The organism is Microbacterium bovistercoris (assembly GCF_003387575.1).
GTDB lineage: Bacteria > Actinomycetota > Actinomycetes > Actinomycetales > Microbacteriaceae > Microbacterium > Microbacterium bovistercoris.
Map to the genome: position 1 here is coordinate 38,131 of NZ_QUAB01000048.1, position 16,850 is coordinate 54,980.

The window sequence follows — 16,850 nt, forward strand, 5'->3', positions numbered from 1 at the left end:
CATGGGCTCGGCGTCACAGCTCGCCGTGGGCGAGCGCGACGATGCGGGTCAGCTGGTCGGGATCGGTCTCCGGCGGCACACCATGGCCGAGGTTGAGGATGTGGCCCTTGGCGCCGCGGCCGCGCGCGATGACATCGCGCACGTGCGCCTCGAGCACCGGCCACGGCGCCTGAAGCAGCGCGGGGTCGATGTTGCCCTGCACGGCGACGTCGGGGCCGAGGATGCCGATGGCCTCGTCGAGCGGCATCCGCCAGTCGACGCCGACCGCCGAAGCGGCGCCGTCCAGGCGCATGTCGGTGAGGAACGGACCGGTGCCGACGCCGAAGTGGATGGCGGGCACGCCGATGCCGTCGATGACCTCGCGCGAGTGCGGGGCGACGTAACTGCGGTAGTCGGCGGTGGACAGGGATCCTGCCCAGGAGTCGAAGAGCTGCACGACGGATGCTCCGGCGTCGCGCTGGGTCTCGAGGAAGCGCCGCGACACGGCGGCGAGCCAGCCGGCGAGGCGGTGCCACGACACCGGGTCGGCGTGCATCATGGCGCGGGCGCGCAGGTGCTCCTTCGACGGTCCGCCCTCGACGAGATAAGCGGCGAGCGTGAAGGGCGCGCCCGCGAAGCCGATCAGCGGGGTGTCGCCGAGCTCAGCGGTGACGATCCGCACAGCAGCGGCGATCGCGTCTCCGTCGAGCGTGGCGGGGTCGATCGCGATGAGCCGCTCCACGTCGTCGGCCGTGCGCGCCGGGTTCGCGAACACCGGCCCTCGCCCGGGCACGATCTCGACCTCGACGCCCGCCAGCCGCAGCGGGATGACGATGTCGCTGAAGAACACCGCCGCGTCGACGCCGTGCCGGCGCACGGGCTGCAGCGTGATCTCGGCCGCGAGGTCAGGGGTCAGGCAGGCGTCCAGCATCCGCGTGCCGACGCGCAGCTCGCGGTACTCGGGAAGCGAGCGCCCCGCCTGCCGCATGAACCAGACAGGGGTGCGGTCAACGGTCTCTCCGGCCAGTGCGCGCAGCAGGTCACTCATGCGCCCATCCTTTCATCGGCGCCTATGCGTGCGCCTTGCCTCTCGACAAGCGCGCACCGAGCCCCTAGGCTCGGGGGCGCACCGGGATCGGCTCGGATGCCCGAGGGAAGGAGTGCCTGATGAACGTCTTCGTCGTCGTGCCTGCCCTCGACATCCACTCATCTGAGGCCGCCCGCCACTGACATCCTCGCGGTGGCCTCCTCTCCTGGAGCACCATCGTGAACAAGCCGTCTTTCGACGCGTCCCCTTTCGACATCACCCTCTCCTTCGCCGACACGAGCCTGGTCGAGAACCAGCGCTGGAGCACGTGGCAGGCGGTGACGCCCTCCGAGCGCGGCCCCGAGCCGCGACCCGGCTGGGTGGTCACCTCGGCCGACGCCGTCGACACCGAACTCGGCATCCTCAAGACCGGCAAGGAGGCCGACGTCTTCCTCATCGAGCGCGCCGTGCCCTTCGATCGGTCGCAGCGCTCGCTGCTCGCAGCCAAGCGGTACCGGTCGACCGAGCACCGCACCTTCCACCGCTCCGCTGTCTACACCGAGGGGCGGAGCACCCGGAACACCCGTGACACCCGGGCGCTCGCGAGGAAGTCCACACACGGACGCGCCGTCGCCGCGGCGCAGTGGTCGTTCGCCGAGTTCGAGGCGCTCTGCCGGATGCACGAGCTCGGCGCCCCTGTCCCCTACCCCGTGCAGGTGGACGGCACCGAGGTGCTGATGGAGTTCATCGGCCATGACGGCGTCGCGGCGCCGCGACTCGCGCAGGTTCGCGAGGGGCTCGACGACTGCTTCGCGCAGGTCGCCGAGATCCTGCGGATCTTCGCGCGGGCGGGATTGGTGCACGGCGACCTCTCCGCGTACAACCTGCTCGTGCACGACGGGCGCGTGGTGGTCATCGACCTTCCGCAGATCGTCGACCTGGCCGCGAACCCGCAGGGCTGGGATCTGCTGCACCGCGACTGCGTGAACGTGTGCGACTGGTTCGCCCGCAGGGGCGTCGAGGCCGACCCCGACGAGCTGATCGCCGAGCTGATCGCGGAGTCGTTCGGCTGAGCGGCAGTCCTCTCACGACGGGCGTCAGGATGCACAAAGGTCGGCGGCGTAGAATCCCCCCGTGCTGGTCTGCGTCTCGGCGAGTCATCGAACCGCCTCCTTCGAGTTGCTCGAACGCCTCAGCCGCACGCCTGACTCCGTCGCCCCCGCTCTGATGGCCGGCGGCGCGCAGGGTGCGGTCGTCTTGGCGACGTGCAACCGTTTCGAGGCGTACGTCGAGATCGACGCTGAACCGGCGGATGCCGCAGACGCCGTGCGCGATGCGGTGGTGACGGCCACCGGCATCCCCGCGGAGGACCTGGACGGTTCCTACCAGGTGCTCACCGACCGCCGTGTGCCGGAGCACCTGTTCGCCGTCGCATCCGGCCTGGAGTCGGTCGTCTCCGGGGAGGGCGAGATCGCCGGCCAGGTGCGCCGGGCGCTCACCACCGCCCGCAAGAGCGGCACCACCTCCCCCGAGCTCGAGCGCCTGTTCCAGCGCGCCAGCCAGGCACAGCGCAAGGTGAAGAACGACACCGCCCTCTCCCGCGCAGGACGCTCGCTGGTGCGCCTCGCGCTGGAGCTGGCCGACAGTCGCATCGCGGACTGGGGCGCGGAGCGCGTTCTGCTGGTCGGCACCGGCGCCTATGCCGCCGTCACCCTTGCGACGCTGCGCGAGCGCGGCGCGATGGACATCGCGGTGCACTCCCCCTCCGGCCGGGCCGCGGCGTTCGCGAAGAAGCACGGCATCCGCGCGATCACCGGTGACGAGTACGCCACCGAAGCCCGCCGCTCGACGCTGCTGATCACCTGCACGACCGCGACCGAACCCGTGCTCGGCACCGAGCAGCTGCAGCGGCCGGTATCCGCCGTCGCGGCGGGATGTCCGGTAGCGCACCAGGGCCCGGGCCAGCTCGTGATCGACCTGGGGATGCCGCGCAACGTCGACCCCGCCGTCTCGCAGCTCGAGGGCGTCGCGCTGCTCGACCTGGAGACCATCAGGCTGCACGCCCCGCTGGAGGAGCTGCAGGCGACGGATGCCGCGCGTTCGATCGTGAGCGCCGCAGCCGCCGACTTCCACGTGGTCGGCGCCCGGCAGAGCGTCACTCCCGCCGTGGTCGCACTGCGCTCGCACATCTTCGGCCTGCTCGAGGACGAGATCGAGCGCGCCCGCCGCCGCGGCGACGAGGACGGCCGTGTCGAACAGTCCATGCGCCACCTCGCCGGCGTGCTGCTGCACACCCCCACGACGCGGGCGCACGACCTGGCCGATGCCGGTCGCGCGCACGAGTTCCTGGGCGCGCTCGAGACGCTGTACGGGCTGACTCCGGATAATCCGGCATCCGAGGCATCCGGAACCGCCACCGCCTGAGCGGCGCGCCCGACTCCTGCTGCACACGACGGAGAACCCAGCGAGTTCTTCACTTGTTCGGCCCTGCAACGGCCCGACGGCTCAGAGCCGTCTGAGGCGGCGTATGCTCGGTCGTACCAGCCCCATCACCCGGAAGCACGAGGAGGAACCATGTCGCCGGACACGATCGCGATGATCATCGCCCTCTTCGCTTTCGCGGTGAGCGTCGTGGTCGCGACCGCCGCACTACTCGCCCACCAGACACGGACGCTGGACGCGCGATTCGAGAAGATCGACGCTCGGTTCGAGAAGGTCGACAGCCGGTTCGAGAAGATCGACACCGAGCTCGGCGAGATCAAGGTCGCGGTCGCGCGACTGGAGGGGCCGCTGCCGAAGCTGCAGCGGCTCTGACCCGCTTCCGCACACATGATGGAGACGCTGGACGACGGACCGTTCTTCCACGGCACGAAGGCAGACCTGCAGCCGGGTGACCTGCTCACCGCGGGGTTCCGCTCGAACTACCGGCCCGAGGTCGTGATGAACCACATCTACTTCACGGCACTGCGTGACGGAGCCGGTCTCGCGGCCGAACTGGCCGCGGGCGACGGCGAGCCCCGGGTGTACCTCGTCGAGCCGACCGGCGACTTCGAGAACGATCCGAACGTCACCGACAAGAAGTTCCCCGGCAATCCGACGCGCTCCTACCGCAGCACGGAGCCGCTTCGCGTGCTCGCGGTGGTCGACGACTGGACGCGGCTGACGCCGGAGGCACTGCAGACGTGGCGCGACAATCTCGCCCGTATGCGCGCCGAGGGCGGCGGCGAGATCATCAATTAGCGCGCCCGGTACCTCGCGTAGAGCACGCCGCTGTCCGGGAACGACCGCTCCTCGACGAGGTCGAGATCGAGGCGCACATCGTCAGGGAAGAACCTCTTGCCGCCGCCGACCACGCTGGTCGTGATGAACAGGTGGTAGTCGTCGACCAGGCCGGCGCGGATCGCCTGCGCGGCGAGGTTCGGCCCGTCCACGGTGAGATCGTGGTCGGACTCCTCTTTGAGGCGACGCACCGCATCCGGGTCGAAGGACCGCTCGATGCGCGTGCGCTCGCTCGACGGGGCCGGCAGCGTCGTGGAGTACACGACCTTCTGCGCCGCGCGCCAGTCCTCGGCGTACTGCAGGATGTGCGGCGGCACTTCGGGACCGGGTTCGACCGTCTCCCAGTAGACCATCGTCTCGTACATCCGGCGTCCGTAGAGATACGTGCCCACGGGGCGGAACAGGTCGTTCACGAACGTGTGCACCTCGGGGTCGTCGGCCGCTCTGCCGAGGCCGCCCTCCTCCGCCTCCGCGTATCCGTCCAGCGAGGTGATCATCGAATAGATGAGTCTTCCCATCAGGTGCTCCTCTCGTTCCGATGATCTTCTCGCGCACGCGCTCCCGCCGTAACCCCTCGCGGTGCGAGACTGGAGGCATGGCCCTTCACATCACCGGAGACACCGCCGCAGACGAGCTGCTGACCGAGAATCCCCTCGCCCTGCTGGTGGGCATGCTGCTGGATCAGCAGGTCGCGATGGAGACCGCCTTCGCGGGTCCGCTCAAGATCGAGCAGCGCACGGGAGCGACGGATGCCGCCACGATCGCGTCGATGGATCCTGAGGAGTTCCTCGCCGCCTTCAAGCAGACACCGTCGGTGCACCGATTCCCCGGTTCGATGGCGACGCGCGTGCAGTCGCTGTGCCAGACGCTGGTCGACGACTGGGGCGGGGATGCCGCGGCGCTGTGGACCTCCGGCGACCCGGACGGCCCCACCGTACTCAAGCGGCTGAAGGCCCTGCCCGGCTTCGGCGAGCAGAAGGCGAAGATCTTCCTGGCACTGCTCGGCAAGCAGTACGGGTTCACCGGCGAGGGCTGGCGCGAGGCATCCGCCCCCTACGGCGAGGAGGGGTCGTTCCGCAGCGTCGCCGACATCGTCTCTCCCGAGTCGCTGACGAAGGTGCGCGAGCACAAGCGCGCGATGAAGGCGGCCGCCAAGGCCGCGAAATGAGACCGACCGGCGGCAGCGTCGCCGCGTTCCTGGCGGGCGTCACCCCCGCCAAGCGGCGCAGGGATGCCGAAACGCTGACGGCTCTGCTGCAAGAGGTCTCCGGCCGCGAGCCGGAGCTGTGGGGCACGATCGTCGGCTTCGGCAGCTGTCACTACCGCTATCCGACCGGCACCGAGGGCGACATGCCGCTGCTGGCTTTCGCCCCGCGCAAGACCGCGTCGACGATCTACCTGGAGTCGACCGCCGAGTACGCCGACGCACTCTCCAGACTCGGCGCGCACACCACCGGCGTCGGATGCCTGTACATCAAGGACCTCGAAGAGGTCGACCTCGACGTACTGCGCGGCATCCTCACCGTATCCCTGCGCTGGTCGGAGGACGGCGGCAGCGAACAGGCCGTGATCACCGTCACCGGGTGACGCGGGCGTCCTCCGGGCGGTTGACCGGCGAGTCGGGGGTGCCGGTCCCGCGCAGCGTCACCGCGTTCTGCGCCTGGATGCGCACGTACTCGATCTCGGTGCGCTCCGAGAAGTAGGCGATGTGCGGCGTCAGCACGACGTCGTCGCGGCCGACGAGCGGATGCCCCTGCTGCGGTGGCTCGGTGGCGAGCACGTCCAGGGCGGCGCCGCCGAGATGCCCGGCGTCGAGGGATGCGGCGAGCGCGTCGTCGTCGATGAGCGCGCCGCGGGACACGTTCACCAGCAGCGCGCCCTGCGGCATGGCGGCGAGGAACTCCGCATCGATCATGCGCTCGGTCTCGGGTGTGAGCGGCAGGTGCAGCGACAGCACGTCGGACGCACCCCGCACGTCTTCGAGGCTCGTGCGCTGCACGCCGAGGGCGGCGAGGTCGGCGCGCACCTCCGCGGTGTCCGGCATCAGCGGGTCGTAGCCCAGCACGCGGCCGAACAGCGGTCCCGCCTGACGGACGAGCTCGCGGCCGATCTTTCCGAGTCCGATGACCCCGAGCGTCCTCTCGCTCAGCCGGGGCGGAGCCTTCGGAGCACGTTCGTTCCAATCCGCGGGGTTCGCGCTGGCGAGGTAGAAGCGCAGCTGGCGCAGGCTGTGCAGCATGATCGCCAGTGCGTGCGTGGCGACCTCCTCGGTCGCGGCGCCCGGCACGTTCGTCACCCACACGCCGTGCTCGGTGGCGGCGTCGAGGTCGACGTAGTCGAAGCCCATCGACATCAGGGCGATGATCTCGAGGTTCGGCAGCTGCTCGATCATCTCGCGGGTGACGGACGCATAGCCCGGCAGCAGCGCGACGGCGTCGCGCGCGCCCTCGATGATCTGCTGCGGGTCGCGGGTGCCGAGCACCCGCACCTCGAAGCCGTGCGCCTCCAGCAGCGCGATGCCGGGCGCCGGATCGGTGTCGTCGACGTCGGTGTAGACGGCGAGCGGTCGTGCGTCGGTCATCTGCGTTTCTCTCCCGGAACTCATTCGCCGCGTCCGCGCACGATCGCGCGCGCCATGGCGGTGAGGATCTCGTAGGACACGTGGCTGGCGGCGATGCCCGTGATCTGGGCGTGGTCGTAGGCCGGAGCGACCTCGACGACGTCGGCGCCCACGATGTTCAGGTCGGCGAGACCGCGGATGATGCGCAGCAGCTCCCTGCTGGTGAGCCCGCCCGCCTCGGGGGTGCCGGTGCCCGGCGCGTGCGCAGGGTCGAGCACGTCGATGTCGATCGACAGGTACAGAGGCTTGTCGCCGATGCGCTGACGCAGACGCTCCATCGCGGCGGGAACGCCGTGTTCCTCGACATACTCGCTGGTGATGATCGAGAAGCCGAGGCGCTCGTCGTCCTCGAGGTCGCCCTTGCCGTACAGCGGGCCGCGGGTGCCGACGTGCATCGACGCGCTGCGATCGATGAAGCCGTCCTCCGAGGCACGCCGGAATGGCGTTCCGTGCGTGATCGGCTCGTCGAAGTAGGTGTCCCAGGTGTCGAGGTGCGCGTCGAAGTGCACGACGGCGACGGGACCGTGCTTGGCGCTGATCGCCTTGAGCAGCGGGTAGGCGATGGTGTGGTCGCCGCCGATCGTGAGGATCCTGTCGACGCGCTCGCCGAGCTCGGTCGCGGCCTCGGCGATCTGCTCGACGGCGGTGTGGATGTTGAACGGGTTGGCGGCGATGTCGCCGGCATCCGCCATCTGCACGGCCTCCCAGCCGGAGAAGTCCTGCGCGGGGTTGTACGGCCGCAGCAGGCGGCTGGACGCGCGCACGTGCTCCGGGCCGAACCGGGCACCGGGGCGGAAGCTGACGCCGCTGTCGAAGGGGATGCCGACCACCGCGATGTCGGTCTGGCCGACGTCCTCGATGCGGGGCAGACGGGCGAAGGTGGACAGGCCGGCGTAGCGCGGGGTCTTCGACGCGTCCGCGGGGCCGATCGGTGTGCTGCTCATGAAGGGCTCCTGTCTCAGAGGGCGAACGTCGTCTGGTCGATGTGGATGATCTGCAGGCCGCCGTCGTCGACCGCCGAGGCCACGGCATCGCGCAGCTCCGCCGCGGTGCCGACCCGACGACCGGTGCCGCCGAACGCCGTGCCGAGCGCGGCCCAGTCGGGCTGCACGAGGTCGACGCCGATCGGCGCGATCCCGGCATCCGCCTCGTTCTGGCGGATCTCGGCGTAGCCGCCGTTGTCGACGACGATCACGGTGACGTCGAGGCGCTGCTCGACCACGGTGATCATCTCCTGCAGCGAGAACATCAGGGCGCCGTCGCCGGTCACCGCGAACGCCGGACGGCCGGGATCCCCGAGGCGCGAGCCGAGCGCGGCGGGCAGGGAGTAGCCGAGCGTGGCATAGGTCGCCATGTACGGCATGGAGTTGGGCTTCGGCACCCGCAGCACGTTCATCAGACCCCAGTACGCGATCTGCGACGAGTCGGTGGCGACGATCGCATCGGCGGGCAGGGCGGCGGCGATGGCCTCGCCGAGCGCCGCGTTCACCGGCGACAGCTCGTGCACCTCGGCGCGCACGGCCTCCAGCGTCTCTGCGACGCGGCCGCCGGTGCGCGGGGTGCCGTCGCCCAGCTCGGTCAGCAGGGCGGAGAGGGATGCCGCGGCATCGCCGACGATGCCGACATCGGCCCTCTGGTTCTTGTCGAGCTGCGAGGCCAGCAGGTCGATGCGGATGACGGTGCCCTGCGCGTCGAGCTTGTCGACCCAGAGCTCGGCCTCGCCGAGCTTGGAGCCGACCACGAGCAGCACGTCGGCGTCGCGGGCGCGGTTGCGCGCGGCCGCCAGGCGCAGGTTGGCACCGAGCGAGAGCGGGTGATGCTCGTCGAGCACGCCCTTCGCGTTCGCGGTCGTGACCACCGGCGCGCCGAGGCGCTCGGCCACGGCCCGCAGGGCGGCACCGGCGCGCCGTGACCCGCCTCCCGCGAGGATGACGGGGTCGGATGCCGCGTTCAGCAGGCGGGCCGCCTCGGTGACGGCGTCATCGGACGGCGCGGCGGCGGGCGGGAACACCCGGGACGCGAGGTCGTCGGGCGTGATCCCCTCGGCCTCCTCCTCGAGCAGGTCCAGCGGCACCTCGATGTACACCGGTCGCGGGCGTCCGGTGGCGAACAGTTCGAAGGCGTCGTGCACGGCCGTCACCGCTTCGGCGGCGGAGGCGACGCGGCGGCCCCACTCCACCACGGCGGATGCCGCGGCCAGCTGGTCCTTGGTCTCGTGCAGCGTGCCGACGTCGGCGAACTCGCTGCCGCGCGCGGGGCCGGGCGAGAGGATGATCATCGGCCGCGACTCGCAGTAGGCGGTGCCCGCGGCCGACAGCGCGTTCAGCAGGCCGGGGCCGCTCGTGGTCACGACGACCCCCGGCATCCCGGTCTGCAGCGACCAGCCGTCGGCGCCGTAGCCGGCGCCCTGCTCGTGCCGGGTGGTCACCGGGCGGATGCCGAGCGACGGCAGCGGCCGGTAGAACTCCAGGTTGTGGGTGCCGGGGATGCCGAACACCGTGTCGATGCCGTAGCCCCGCAGGGCTTCCATGACCACCCAGCCGGTGGTGCGCTTCGCGACGGTCTCCATGCCGCTCATCCTTCCTGGACCTGATGCTTCACGACGCCGTCGACCCAGGTCTCGCGCACCGGGATGCCGGAGATCTCGGCCCCCTCGGTCTCGAGCGGATCGGCGCCCAGGACGACGAAGTCGGCGCGCTTGCCCGGAGTCAACGACCCGAGCTCGTCATCGCGGCCGAGCGAGGCGGCGCCCTCGAGGGTGTGCCCGCGCAGGGCCTCCTCGGCGCTGATGCGCAGGGTGTCGGGCCCGAGCTTGTGGCCGCGGCGCGTGACCCGGGTCACGGCGGCCTGGATCGCCTCGAGCGGACGGGGCTCGGCGACCGGAGCATCCGACGAGATCGTGACGGGCACGCCCGCCGCGAGGAATTCGCCCAGCGGGTTGAACCGCTCGCCGGGGGTGCCGATGGCCTGCTCCACACCCTCGCCCCAGTTGTAGTAGTGCTGGGTCTGGTTCACCGGACGGATGCCGAGCTCGGCCATCCGCGGGATCTCCGCCGGGTCGGGCAGACCGCAGTGCTCGATGCGGTGCCGGGCGTCGGCGTCGGGGCGGGCAGCGAGCGCCTGCTCCAGTGCGTCAACGACCATCTTGATCGCGGTGGGCGACTGCGCGTGCGTGGCGGTCTGCAGCCCCGCGAGGTGCGCCTTCTTCACGAGACCGGCGTACTCCTCCGGCTGGTGGTAGAGCTGCCCGGTGCGGCACGGATCACCGACGTACCCCTCGGGGAAGTACGCGGTCCAGCCGCCCAGCGTGCCGTCGGCGTAGAGCTTGATGCCTGCGGCGGAGAGGAACGCGTTGCCGAACGGGCCGGTGAGGCCGAGGTCGATCACCTGATCGAGCAGGTGCGAGAGGAAGTACATCGAGACCCGCATGTCGAGCGCGCCGCGGTCGGCGAGCGCGAGGTAGGCGGCGAACTCGCGCTGCGACACCTGGGCGTCGCCGATCGTGGTGACACCGCCGGCCAGGAACTCGCGCTGCACCGCGTCGAGCTGACGCTGGTGCTCGGCGGGCTCGTCGCCCAGGTGGAAGTTCGGGCCGTGGTGCCCGACCTTCACGCCGTGCAGTCCGGTGAGCACGTTGCACGCGGCATCCGACAGCTCACCGGTGAGCTCGCCGTCGGCGTCGCGGAAGAACTCGCCGCCCTCGGGATTCGGGGTGTCGCGGGTGATGCCGTACTTCTCCAGCGTGAAGCTGTTCACCACGCCGCCGTGGCCCGAGGCGTTCATGATGTACACCTCACGGTCGGTGGCGACCTGGTCGAGCTCGTGCCGGGTGGGGTGCCGGCGCTCGGCGAGGTTTCGCTGCTCGTAGCCGTATCCGCGCAGCGGCGCGCCCTCCGGCATCGTCGCGGCCCGTGCGGTCATCAGCTCGACGATCTCGGGGATGGAGCCGGCCTTGTCGGGGCCGATGTCGACCCAGGTGAGCATCTGCCCGTACATCAGGGGGTGCGCGTGCGCGTCGACGAAGCCGGGGACGATCGTCGCCTCCGGCCGGTCGACGCGCACGGGCTGCAGACCGGCCTCCGCGGCCGCGGACTCGACCTCGGCGATCGTGCCCACCGCGAGGATCCTGCCTCCGGCGATGAGCATCGCCTCGGCCTGCGGGCGCTGCTCGTCGACGGTGCGGATGGTCTTCGCGGTGATGATCGTCGCCGCCGCGTCGCGGGAATCGTAGGTGGCCAGTCGGCGCATCTTTCAGTCCTTCGGGGTGGTGGGGATCGCGGTGGTGCCGCGGGCCGTCAGCGATTCGGTGACCGGGGCGTTGTCGGAGTGCTGCGGGGCGAAGTAGGCGCCGAACACGGCGAGCGCGCACAGCACCCCGAAGAACACCACGGCCGACCAGAAGGTGCCGGTGGCCGCGATGAGCGCCGTCGCGATCGCCGGCGAGAGACCGCCCCACACCGCGGCGCCGATGCCGTACGACAGCGACATCGAGGTGTACCGCGCCTGCGGCCGGAACATCTGCGCCATCAGCGTGGACAGCGGAGCCCAGGCACCGCTGAGGGTGATGCGCAGCAGCGAGGCCAGCAGGTAGATCATCGCGACCTGGTGGCCCTGGATCACGAGCACGAGCGGCACGAACACCACGACGGAACCGACGGCGCCCAGGTAGATGAGGGTCTTGCTGCCCCACTTGTCGCCGAGCCAGGCCAGCGGCAGCGTGATGATCATCTCGACGAGGGAGGCGATGGTCATGGCGCCGAGGATGACGGAGGCATCCAGGCCCACCGCGGGATCCGTCGCGAAGTTCTGCACGAAGGTCGTGGCGATCACATAGCCGCCGGAGGACATCGCGATGATGCAGAAGCCGAGCAGCATCGGCCACCAGTTGTTCCTGATCGCGAAGACGATCGGAGTGGACTGCTTGTGGCCCTCGATCTTCGCTTCGAAGACCGGGGTCTCCTCGACGCGGTAGCGCACCCAGAAGCCGACGCCGATCAGCACGATGCTGGCCAGGAACGGGATGCGCCAGCCCCACGAGACCAGTGCTTCGTCGCCGGCCGCGGAGAGCGCCCAGAAGGCGCCGGTCGCGAGCATCGCGCCGAGCGGGTTGCCGACCTGGGTGAAGCCGCCGTAGAACACCTTGTACTTCGGGGGCGCGGACTCGACCGACATCAGGCTGGCGCCGCCCCACTCGCCGCCGACGGCGAGTCCCTGCACCATGCGCAGGAGCACGAGCAGGATCGGTGCGGTGATGCCGATGGCGGCGTAGCCGGGCAGGCATCCGACCAGCACGGTGGCGATGCCCATCATCAGCAGGGTGACGGTGAGCGCGGGCTTGCGGCCGAACTTGTCGCCGATGTGGCCGAAGATGATGCCGCCGAGGGGGCGCATGAAGAAGGCGACCGCGTAGGTGCCGAACGAGGCCAGGGTGCCCAGCACCCGGTCGACCTCGGGGAAGAACACCTGCGGGAAGACGAGGGCTGCGGCGGTGGCGTAGACGTAGAAGTCGTACCACTCGATCGACGTGCCGGCCATGGCGGCGAAGCCGGCGCGGAGGGCACGTCGGTGCGACGGTGCCTGCGGGCTGGCGGTTGAGGCGGACATACAGGGCTCCCTTGCTCTGTGGGCGGGTAGACGGGGGAAAGTCCTTCGGGCTGTGCCGACTATAGGACGATCGCGAGGCAGATGCTCAACGGAACAGCACAGACAGCCGACGATATGCGGCTGAATAGCGACGCAATCGCGCCATACGCCGGTAGCATCGGTGCTCGGGCAGTCGATCTGCGGTCCATGCGGTGCAGATCCGGCTACTTCGCCCGATTTCGAGAAGTCCTGCGTCAAGGGAGCCTCATGACCGCAGACAGCACCACCCCGCGGCGCATCGACCGCGACGTCGACGACCTGGACGGACGCCTCATCCACGCGCTGCAGCAGAACGGCCGTGCCAGCATCCAGGATCTGGCGCAGCGGCTCGACGCCCCGCGCGACTACGTCTCGCAGCGTCTGCACCGGCTCATCGAGCACGGCGGTCTGCGTGTCATCGCCGCCCTGGATCCCGGGTTCGCGGGCCATCACGTGCTCGTGCACGCCATGGTCACCGTCAGCGGACCCGCCCGTCCCGTGGCGGACGAGATCGCGCGGATCGATGACGCCGTCTTCGTCTCGATGGTGAGCGGGGCGCACCCGCTGGTGTTCGAGTCGCGGCACGGTGACGACGCCCGCCTGCACGAGATGCTCGACCGCGTACGGCGCATCTCCGCCGTGCGGCAGGTGCGGGTGACCACCTATGCCGAGGTTCTCAAGGGCTTCTTCGTCGCCGAGTCGCGCACCGAGATCGCCCTCGACGAACTCGACCACCTGCTCATCTCGGCCCTGCAGGGTGACGGGAGGGAGAGCTACCGTGCCCTGGCCGACGCGGTGCACCTGTCGCCGTCATCAGCCCGCTCCCGCGTGCGCCGGCTCATCGACGCGGGCGTGATCCGCATCTCGGCGATCCCCTCGGGCGGCCTGTCCCGCAACCGTGTGGCCGTGGGCGTCGGGATCACATTGAGCGACGACGCCGAGCCGGTCCGGCAATACATCCTCGACTCGCCCGTCATCGAATTCGCCGCGCGCACGCACGGCAGCTACGACTTCATCGTCACGATCGGCGCGTCCTCGACGGCCGGCGCCCTCACCGTGCTCGAGGAGATCCGCGCGCTGCCCCAGGTCGGCGGACTCGAGACCTGGACGCACCTCGACGTGATCAAGGAGGATTACGCCCGATCGCTCGGGCGCGTCCTCGCCTGATCACATCATGATGATCTCGGTGCCGTCCCGGTAGTCCTCGACCGAGGGCAGGACGGGGGCGGTCTCGACGCCGGCCCGGAATCCGCGCGCCCCGGCGAGCACGGGTCCGGGTCCGTCGAGTTCGATCCGGATGCTCCGCAGCCGGCGCGCACCGAACAGATGCAGCCTCCGGATGCCGACCGTCCGTCCCTCGCAGAGCAGGTCGCCGTCCGCGAAGACGCGGTGCCCCGAGATGCGCTGGCCGGCGGTCAGGTCCTCGACCAGTTCGAGGTGGTCGAGCTCGACGTCCTCCGGGAACGTCGCCTCCCACACCGCGTCACCGGCCCTCTGCAGCGCGGCATCGAACGGCTGCCCGAACCGACGGTCGATCTCGGCGGCGTAGTCCTCGAGCCGCGCCACGTCGTCGGCGGCGATCCGCCCGTCCCGGTCCGGCGGCACGTTCAGCAGCAGGTTCGCGCCGAGTCCCAGCGAGCGGTAGTGGATCGCCAGCAGGTGGTCGAGCGTCTTGGGCCGGTCGTGCGGATGCCAGAACCATCCGTGGCGCAGCGACACGTCGCACTCCGGCGGCAGGTAGCGCGGCTCGAACCCGAGCACCGCCTCGGTGTGCACATCGTTGGGCGTCCAGTCCGACACGTACAGCACCGGGTCCTCGGCCAGGCCGTCCTCGTTGCCCACCCAGCGGATGTCGGGATCGCCCATGTTGAAGATCACCGCGCCGGGCTGGTGCTCGCGGACGATGCCCGTGATGCGCTCCCAGTCGTACTCGCGACCGGCCGACCCTGCACCGTCGAACCACACCTCGACCAGCTCGCCATATCCGGTGCACAGCTCGGTGAGCTGCGCGCAGTAGAAGTCGTCATAGGCGGCGGCATCCGGGTAGCACTCCGCATTGCGGTCCCAGGGCGAGAGGTAGAGCCCGAAACCCATCCCCGCCTCGGCGCACGCCTCGGCGAGCACGCGCACCACGTCGCCGCGGCCGTCCCGCCAGGGGCTGGATGCCACGGAGTAGTCGGTGGTCGCGGTCGGCCACAGGCAGAAGCCGTCGTGGTGCTTGGCGGTCAGCACGACGTGCTGCGCGCCGGCGATCCGCGCGGCCTCGACCCACTGGCGGGCGTCGAGCTCGGCCGGGTCGAAGGAGGATGCCGGCAGCGTGCCGTCGCTCCATTCCACTCCGGCGAAGGTGTTCAGCCCGAAGTGGAAGAACACCGCGACACCGGCCCGCTGCCAGCGCAGCTGCGCGGGAGTCGGATGCAGCGCGGCCGTCTCCGCGGATATCGGCCGTGCCATGGGCTGCGGATCAGGGCTCAGGCGCGCGCGATGCGCTCGGCCTCTTTGGCGGCGACGATCTTGCGCAGCCCGGAGCTGGAGAACCGGTGGTTGCGGCTGTTGAAGTACAGCTCGATGCCGGCCTCCTCGCAGTACTCGCGACCGGTGAAGTCACGGTCCTGGTACTCGTCTCCGACGATGCGCACGTCGAGCTTGAAGGAGCGCAGGATGTCCTCGAGGTCCTGCTCGGTCGAGTAGGGCACGATCTCGTCGACGTACTCACAGCCGCGCAGCTGGATGTAGCGCTCGACCACGGTCTGGGTCGGCGCGTTCTTCTCGGGGCGGTCCAGCGTCGGGTCCATCTGCAGGCCGCAGATCAGGTAGTCGCACTGGCGCTTGGCCTCGGCGAGCATCATGATGTGCCCGGCGTGCAGCAGATCGAACGTCGAGAACGTGATCCCCACCCGCGGTCCCGGGTTGTAGTCCTGATGCTTCTTCGCGGCTTCCTGCCCCATTGCGCCTCCTTGGTCGGCAGTGATCGATTCTACCGGCGGGGCCCTGTGACGCTGTTCCCCGGGCGGTTGCCCCGCCCGGGGAACAGCGTCGTCCTGGCTGCGGGGCTCAGCCCGCCATCGGGCGGAAGGCGACCTCGGTCGGGGCCGACGGGCCCGTGTGCGGCAGCTTCTGCGTGACCGTGGCGGTCTGCGGCAGCGTCAGTTTGCGGTCGAGCGTGATCGACCAGCTGCCGTCCACGGCAGCCGTGGTCGTGGCATCCGACGGGCGCAGCCCAGGACCTGCAGCGGTCACGGAGACCTCGGCCCCCGGCGCCCCGACACCGCTGATCGTCACGCGGTCCCCGCCGAGCGTCGCCGTGGTCGGTTTCGGCGCGACGCCGGCCGCGTCGTCCTGCACGGCCGCGAGGTTCTTCATCCAGGTGAAGGAGCTCGCCGTGATGGTGTCGTCACCCCAGACCTTGCCGTCGCGGTCGACTGCGTAGGCGAAGAAGCCGCCCTTGGTGCCACCCTCCGGCTGCCACGTCGCGTACTTGTGCGCGAGGTACGACGGCGCGGTCGCGGGGTCGTAGATGCCCTCCGCATCACCCCAGTGCGTGCGGTCCTGCTCCTCGGGGAACGAGAAGCCGGGCAGGAACTGGCACGGCGCGATGTCGTCCGCGAACGTCGCCCAGGTGCTCTGCATCCTGCTCGCATCCCGGCCGTACGCCTGCAGCAGCACGAACGACACGTTGTCGGACACGGCCTCGAACAGCGGCGTGCTGCCGGTCTGGTTGGTGTCGAAGATGAACAGCTTGTCGGTACCCGACTTCGGGCCGATGATGTCGCCGAGCGCGTTGAAGACGCCGATCGCGCGGGTCAGGTCGTCCCCGGTGGGATACGACTCCACGTCGATGTCGATGCCGTCGAGCCCGTAGGGCGTGACGTACGTGTCGACCAGCTGCTGCGCGTACTCCTTGTAGGCCTCGTCGGTGAGCGGGATGTCGGCCTTCGCGAGCCTGTCGATCCACAGCGTGTAAACCACCCGGGTGCCCCGCTCGTGCAGCGTCGGCACGTACTCGTCACGCAACGTCGCCCAGTAGTCGGTGTCGGCGGTCTTGCCTGCGTCGAAGACCATCGCCACGTCGATCTCAGCCGGGAGATCGGTCATCTTCGTGACGTTCGGGTACGGCAGGTTCGAGTTGGCGTCGTGCGGCACCGTGACGTCGCGCCAGGTGCGGTAGTACGCCATGACCAGCGGATCGGCGGTGCACTGAGAGGTGTTCCCGACGGCTTCCTGCGTCGTCGTCTCGTCGGCCATGGCGGAGTTGCCGCCGAAAGCGGCGAGTCCGCTGAGAAGCACTCCGATGCTCAGTGCCGCTGTCGTTCGTCTCATCCT

17 protein-coding genes are annotated in these 16,850 nt (G+C 70.1%); 7 read left to right on the plus strand and 10 right to left on the minus strand.

Features of this window, described 5'->3' with window-relative positions; genetic code table 11:
- Nucleotides 1–13 precede the first annotated feature (13 nt).
- A complete protein-coding gene (hemE, locus tag DY023_RS16255; RefSeq protein WP_116243397.1) occupies nucleotides 14–1,027 on the minus strand; it encodes a uroporphyrinogen decarboxylase in 1,014 nt (337 codons plus the stop codon).
- A gap of 218 nt (nucleotides 1,028–1,245) precedes the next feature.
- On the opposite strand from hemE, the gene DY023_RS16260 reads away from it, so the two are divergent.
- The 4 genes from DY023_RS16260 (at nucleotide 1,246) to arr (ending at nucleotide 4,246) form a co-directional block, all read left to right on the plus strand.
- The gene (locus tag DY023_RS16260) at nucleotides 1,246–2,079 is read left to right on the plus strand and encodes a serine protein kinase RIO (RefSeq protein WP_245958748.1); all 834 of its coding nucleotides are present in this window, start codon (nucleotides 1,246–1,248) and stop codon (nucleotides 2,077–2,079) included.
- A gap of 61 nt (nucleotides 2,080–2,140) precedes the next feature.
- Nucleotides 2,141–3,430, plus strand: coding sequence for a glutamyl-tRNA reductase (locus DY023_RS16265; protein WP_116243399.1), 1,290 nt, complete (start codon nucleotides 2,141–2,143; stop codon nucleotides 3,428–3,430).
- Nucleotides 3,431–3,580: 150 nt separating this feature from the next.
- Nucleotides 3,581–3,820, plus strand: a complete 240-nt coding sequence (locus DY023_RS16270; RefSeq protein WP_245958749.1) for an SNF7 family protein — start codon at nucleotides 3,581–3,583, stop codon at nucleotides 3,818–3,820.
- Between the two features lie 15 nt (nucleotides 3,821–3,835).
- Entirely contained in the window at nucleotides 3,836–4,246 is a 411-nt protein-coding gene (gene arr / locus DY023_RS16275; protein ID WP_116243400.1) for an NAD(+)--rifampin ADP-ribosyltransferase, read from the plus strand.
- On the opposite strand, the gene DY023_RS16280 is transcribed toward arr, so the two are convergent.
- Nucleotides 4,243–4,803 carry a dihydrofolate reductase family protein gene (locus tag DY023_RS16280; RefSeq protein WP_116243401.1) on the minus strand — a complete coding sequence of 187 codons (561 nt, stop codon included), beginning with the start codon at nucleotides 4,801–4,803 and terminating at the stop codon, nucleotides 4,243–4,245. The two genes, arr and DY023_RS16280, sit on opposite strands and share 4 nt — an antisense overlap.
- Nucleotides 4,804–4,880: 77 nt before the next feature.
- Here DY023_RS16280 and DY023_RS16285 point away from each other — a divergent pair, with 77 nt between their 5' ends.
- Both DY023_RS16285 and DY023_RS16290 read left to right on the plus strand, forming a co-directional pair.
- Nucleotides 4,881–5,453 (plus strand): HhH-GPD-type base excision DNA repair protein, encoded by a 573-nt coding sequence (locus DY023_RS16285; protein WP_116243402.1) that lies wholly within the window; start codon nucleotides 4,881–4,883, stop codon nucleotides 5,451–5,453.
- A complete protein-coding gene (locus DY023_RS16290) occupies nucleotides 5,450–5,872 on the plus strand; it encodes a DUF1801 domain-containing protein (RefSeq protein WP_116243403.1) in 423 nt (140 codons plus the stop codon). The genes DY023_RS16285 and DY023_RS16290 overlap by 4 nt, the downstream gene beginning before the upstream one ends.
- Here DY023_RS16290 and DY023_RS16295 read toward each other — a convergent pair.
- The 5 genes from DY023_RS16295 to DY023_RS16315 are packed head-to-tail and all read right to left on the minus strand — an operon-like array spanning nucleotide 5,862 to nucleotide 12,509.
- The gene (locus tag DY023_RS16295) at nucleotides 5,862–6,866 is read right to left on the minus strand and encodes a C-terminal binding protein (protein ID WP_116243404.1); all 1,005 of its coding nucleotides are present in this window, start codon (nucleotides 6,864–6,866) and stop codon (nucleotides 5,862–5,864) included. The genes DY023_RS16290 and DY023_RS16295 overlap by 11 nt on opposite strands.
- Nucleotides 6,867–6,886: 20 nt before the next feature.
- Nucleotides 6,887–7,849, minus strand: a complete 963-nt coding sequence (gene speB, locus DY023_RS16300; RefSeq protein WP_116243405.1) for an agmatinase — start codon at nucleotides 7,847–7,849, stop codon at nucleotides 6,887–6,889.
- A gap of 14 nt (nucleotides 7,850–7,863) precedes the next feature.
- Nucleotides 7,864–9,483 carry a thiamine pyrophosphate-binding protein gene (locus DY023_RS16305; RefSeq protein ID WP_116243406.1) on the minus strand — a complete coding sequence of 540 codons (1,620 nt, stop codon included), beginning with the start codon at nucleotides 9,481–9,483 and terminating at the stop codon, nucleotides 7,864–7,866.
- Entirely contained in the window at nucleotides 9,480–11,153 is a 1,674-nt protein-coding gene (locus DY023_RS16310; RefSeq protein WP_116243407.1) for an amidohydrolase, read from the minus strand. Before DY023_RS16310 ends, DY023_RS16305 begins: the two co-directional genes overlap by 4 nt.
- A gap of 3 nt (nucleotides 11,154–11,156) precedes the next feature.
- Nucleotides 11,157–12,509 (minus strand): MFS transporter, encoded by a 1,353-nt coding sequence (locus DY023_RS16315; protein WP_116243408.1) that lies wholly within the window; start codon nucleotides 12,507–12,509, stop codon nucleotides 11,157–11,159.
- 246 nt (nucleotides 12,510–12,755) lie between these two features.
- Here DY023_RS16315 and DY023_RS16320 point away from each other — a divergent pair, with 246 nt between their 5' ends.
- On the plus strand, nucleotides 12,756–13,694 hold the full coding sequence (locus tag DY023_RS16320; protein ID WP_116243409.1) for an Lrp/AsnC family transcriptional regulator: 939 nt from the start codon (nucleotides 12,756–12,758) through the stop codon (nucleotides 13,692–13,694).
- Here DY023_RS16320 and DY023_RS16325 read toward each other — a convergent pair whose 3' ends face one another.
- The 3 genes from DY023_RS16325 to DY023_RS16335 all read right to left on the minus strand — a co-directional run bounded on the left by DY023_RS16325 (nucleotide 13,695) and on the right by DY023_RS16335 (nucleotide 16,847).
- Complete coding sequence (locus tag DY023_RS16325) at nucleotides 13,695–14,981, minus strand: alpha-L-fucosidase (RefSeq protein WP_116243410.1); 1,287 nt, start codon at nucleotides 14,979–14,981, stop codon at nucleotides 13,695–13,697.
- A gap of 17 nt (nucleotides 14,982–14,998) precedes the next feature.
- The gene (locus tag DY023_RS16330) at nucleotides 14,999–15,475 is read right to left on the minus strand and encodes an adenylyltransferase/cytidyltransferase family protein (protein WP_116243411.1); all 477 of its coding nucleotides are present in this window, start codon (nucleotides 15,473–15,475) and stop codon (nucleotides 14,999–15,001) included.
- A gap of 106 nt (nucleotides 15,476–15,581) precedes the next feature.
- The gene (locus DY023_RS16335) at nucleotides 15,582–16,847 is read right to left on the minus strand and encodes an EndoS/ChiA family endoglycosidase (RefSeq protein WP_181905878.1); all 1,266 of its coding nucleotides are present in this window, start codon (nucleotides 16,845–16,847) and stop codon (nucleotides 15,582–15,584) included.
- Nucleotides 16,848–16,850 lie beyond the last annotated feature (3 nt).

Bases quoted from the DNA above. Each gene is read 5' to 3' on its own strand.
- hemE (WP_116243397.1), bottom strand. From the start codon at position 1,027: ATGAGTGACCTGCTGCGCGCACTGGCCGGAGAGACCGTTGACCGCACC.
- DY023_RS16270 (WP_245958749.1), top strand. From the start codon at position 3,581: ATGTCGCCGGACACGATCGCGATGATCATCGCCCTCTTCGCTTTCGCG.
- arr (WP_116243400.1), top strand. From the start codon at position 3,836: ATGATGGAGACGCTGGACGACGGACCGTTCTTCCACGGCACGAAGGCA.
- DY023_RS16280 (WP_116243401.1), bottom strand. From the start codon at position 4,803: ATGGGAAGACTCATCTATTCGATGATCACCTCGCTGGACGGATACGCG.
- DY023_RS16285 (WP_116243402.1), top strand. From the start codon at position 4,881: ATGGCCCTTCACATCACCGGAGACACCGCCGCAGACGAGCTGCTGACC.
- DY023_RS16290 (WP_116243403.1), top strand. From the start codon at position 5,450: ATGAGACCGACCGGCGGCAGCGTCGCCGCGTTCCTGGCGGGCGTCACC.
- DY023_RS16295 (WP_116243404.1), bottom strand. From the start codon at position 6,866: ATGACCGACGCACGACCGCTCGCCGTCTACACCGACGTCGACGACACC.
- speB (WP_116243405.1), bottom strand. From the start codon at position 7,849: ATGAGCAGCACACCGATCGGCCCCGCGGACGCGTCGAAGACCCCGCGC.
- DY023_RS16305 (WP_116243406.1), bottom strand. From the start codon at position 9,483: ATGAGCGGCATGGAGACCGTCGCGAAGCGCACCACCGGCTGGGTGGTC.
- DY023_RS16310 (WP_116243407.1), bottom strand. From the start codon at position 11,153: ATGCGCCGACTGGCCACCTACGATTCCCGCGACGCGGCGGCGACGATC.
- DY023_RS16315 (WP_116243408.1), bottom strand. From the start codon at position 12,509: ATGTCCGCCTCAACCGCCAGCCCGCAGGCACCGTCGCACCGACGTGCC.
- DY023_RS16320 (WP_116243409.1), top strand. From the start codon at position 12,756: ATGACCGCAGACAGCACCACCCCGCGGCGCATCGACCGCGACGTCGAC.
- DY023_RS16325 (WP_116243410.1), bottom strand. From the start codon at position 14,981: ATGGCACGGCCGATATCCGCGGAGACGGCCGCGCTGCATCCGACTCCC.
- DY023_RS16330 (WP_116243411.1), bottom strand. From the start codon at position 15,475: ATGGGGCAGGAAGCCGCGAAGAAGCATCAGGACTACAACCCGGGACCG.
- DY023_RS16335 (WP_181905878.1), bottom strand. From the start codon at position 16,847: ATGAGACGAACGACAGCGGCACTGAGCATCGGAGTGCTTCTCAGCGGA.